The 3,064-nt window shown below is 62.2% G+C and carries 2 protein-coding genes; both read right to left on the bottom strand.

What is annotated here, in order from left to right; translation table 11 throughout:
• Window positions 1–1,879: helicase-related protein (locus EOA86_RS28490; protein ID WP_245497405.1), on the bottom strand; the 1,879-nt coding region annotated here is incomplete at its 3' end.
• Entirely contained in the window at window positions 1,876–2,970 is a 1,095-nt protein-coding gene (locus EOA86_RS28485) for a hypothetical protein (protein WP_128344710.1), read from the bottom strand. The genes EOA86_RS28485 and EOA86_RS28490, both read right to left, overlap by 4 nt.
• Between the last annotated feature and the right edge of the window lie 94 nt (window positions 2,971–3,064).

Below are 3,064 nucleotides of genomic sequence, written 5' to 3'. Positions count from 1 at the left end.
CTACTAGCAGCGAAATATCCTCCGCTTCCTCCATCACCGAAGATAGGGCCAGCTGGATGCGCTCCAGCTTGGCATTGAGAAGGTCCCAGATCCGGGCCTCAACTGTATCCGGGTTGCGCAAGATGTAGACAGAAACCGGCCGCTTCTGGCCGTAGCGGGACAAGCGCCCCACCCGCTGATGGAGGCGCATCGGATTCCACGGCATGTCGGCATGGACCAGGACGGCGCATCGTTCCTGAAGGTCGATGCCCTCGCCGCCGGCCTCGGTCGACACGAGAAAGCGTACCTTGCCAGCGTTAAAGGCATCGGCCGCTTGCTCCCGAGGCTGGCTGACAACCGCCACCCGGCCGGAAGCTTGCTGCACGCCATCCAGCCGCTCGTCGCCGTTAATAAATGCGGCAGAACCAAACCCAAAACGCCGCTGCAAAGCATTTATCACGAGCGTTTGTGTGGCCTTGTACTCCGTGAACAGCAGGACCGGCTCATCGGCCGCGAATTCCGTGCTAATCATCTCAAGCAGGCGCTCGATCTTAGTCTCACTGATGATCTCGTCGCTTAACGCGATCAGCTCATCCAGTCGGCGTATCTCGTCCTCCATAAGGAGGACGGCGGCGGAGACCGGCAGCGCTTCTTCCGCTTCAGCAAGCTCGTCGAGCGTCGCCTGTCCTTCATCAGGCAGTGCGACCGAGGCTGCGCCGTCCGAACGCCGGACGAGCTCCGCCAGCATGCTGCGCCGTTTGCGAAGCGCGCTTCGGATGGCCGCAATTGAGCTTGCGGCCAGCTTCTGAAGGGTGATGAGCACGAGCATTCGCGCGGTCTGCGCACGGCCATCGAGAGTCGCAGCGTAGGCTCGACCGTCGAGAATGAATTCGCTGAGCGTGCGGTAGAAGCGGGCTTCCGCGTCACTATAACCATACTCGCGGCTGTGCACCGTGACCGGCGTGAAAAGACGCTGTCCCTGAAGATCGGTGACGGTCGCCTTGTTGTTTCGGATCATCACCTTGGGAAGTTGGACCAGCTGCGCGAATCTGTCCGCCTCGGGATCGAACAGATCGGGCCGCACGAGGCGCATGAGGCCAAAGAACCCAAAGTCCTTTCCCCGATGCGGTGTCCCCGTGAAGAAAAGTAGCGAATTGATCTTCGCACGGCTCTGGAGTTCCGAAACGAGGCTGTACGCCAGTGTCTCGCCCGCGCGCTCATCGACACTCAGGTGGTGAGCTTCATCGACGATGACCAAGTCCCAGGGATCGGCATCAAGAAGCCGCTGACGCGCACCGCGCCGGTCATCGCGGAGCGTGTGAAAAGACGCGACAACCATTGAAGCGGTCGCCCAGAAGTCGCCGCGCTCGGTATCCGCCTCCGCGACATAGCGCTGGAGTCGAATGTCGAACATGTCCTTCAGACGGAATTGCCACTGCGGCACGAGTTTGGCAGGCGCCAAGATCAGCAACCGGCGCACGCGGCCTGAGGCGATCAGCGGCATGAGAACCAGGCCGCATTCGATTGTCTTACCAAGCCCCACATCGTCGGCGATAAGCCATCGGAAGGGCCATTCCTGGCTCACCTTCCGGCAGACCCACAATTGATGAGGAAGCAACTGAACCCGTGACCGGGAGAAGACACCCCACTGGTCGTTGACGGAGCCAATGGCGAGCGCCTGTGCGCGAAGAAGCGCATCGGTGGGATCGCCGGCTAGATTCTGGCGGATCGCTGAATCAAGCGATGGAATTTCCAGGAGCTCGCTTGCGAGCACTTGCTCCACGGTCCCGCCGAATCGCACGATGATCGTGGCCCCGAGATTCACGACCACGCGTCCGGTACCGTGCCGCGGGTGCTGGACGGGAATGCCTGGTTCAAGCTGCCGTTGCGTGGCCGTCATGGGTCGCTCGTTTCGAAGATTGGCTCGTCCTCCAATGCCTCGCGCACGGCGTCAAAGTCAGGAGGTTCGAGATTGGCGGCTTGGAAGCATTGCGCGAGTGCCGCGCCATGAACCTCACGCGTTATCAGCTGCAACGGGAGATCAAAGTCGCCAATGAAGCGGGCGCGCTCCGCGCCGAGGTGGCTGACGACGAACCCGTGAATGGCGCGGCTTGCTTCGTTATCGGCCCGTTCCCCGACACCAGCGCCGAGCACGTTCAGCAGCCGGCGGACACGTTGCGAGGGGGCCCAGCAATAGGGAGCCATGCGATCCGCATCCTGAGCCTCATAGACGCCTTGGCGTAGCATTTCCCGAATCATCCAGTTCGTGCCGATTCCAAGAGAGCGACTGAGCGGAGCGGCATCGAGACCAAGCGGCATGATCACCGGCGAGAAGCTCGGCCGGAGTACGTCGTTCAGCGAAATCGCGCCACGCTCGCGGACGATGCGCGGGAGGACTCTGATCACCTCGACATATTCATCGAGCCAACGAGCCACGGTGTAGAGGTCGACGAACGCGCGCCGCCACGGAAGGAACGTCTGATCGACCTGCTCAGGGGCACTCCACCTTTCCAGACGGCCAAGCCAGGACTGGACATCGTCCGGCGGGCGCGACTCCGCGAGATCGCGCCACCAGCCCTGGTTCCAACCCTGTTCGATGAACCGCCGGTGCTGACCGTCCTGCGCTCGCCCGAATGACTGGAAGCAAGCTAACGCAAAGAGAGTGAACCAGGCGGCGCGGTCGATTCCTTCGCGAAGCGCGGAGGAGGCGAAGAATGTGGGATAGACGGAGCCGAAGTAAGAGGCGCGCTCCGCGTCGCCAACCTCGGTCCACCAGTCATGGATGGCGCTCAGAACCGCCTCAGGATCGGCGCTATCAAGCTGCTGTCCCGGATAGTCAGGGACCACGTTGAACAAGTGGTGCCCGCCAAGTTCGAGGAGCAGTCGCTTGCGATCCTCATCCGGCCAGCCATCCAGCAGAGGGTCCGCGAGGAGACGCTCAAGCGGAAGCGGAATCCACGCCGGACGCTCGCCACGCATGGCATCCGCCAACGCCCGGCCTTGCCGGCCGGCGACGATGTACCGGAGAACCGCTTTGCGCGTATCCGGTTGATCGGCGCTCAGCGCCCATTTGTGAAGGAGCGCG

The sequence above is a fragment of the Mesorhizobium sp. M5C.F.Ca.IN.020.32.2.1 genome, assembly GCF_004023105.1.
Taxonomy (GTDB): Bacteria; Pseudomonadota; Alphaproteobacteria; order Rhizobiales; family Rhizobiaceae; genus Mesorhizobium; species Mesorhizobium wenxiniae.
Note: the sequence above shows the minus strand (reverse complement) of the source record. Positions and strands in the feature narration are given on the sequence as shown.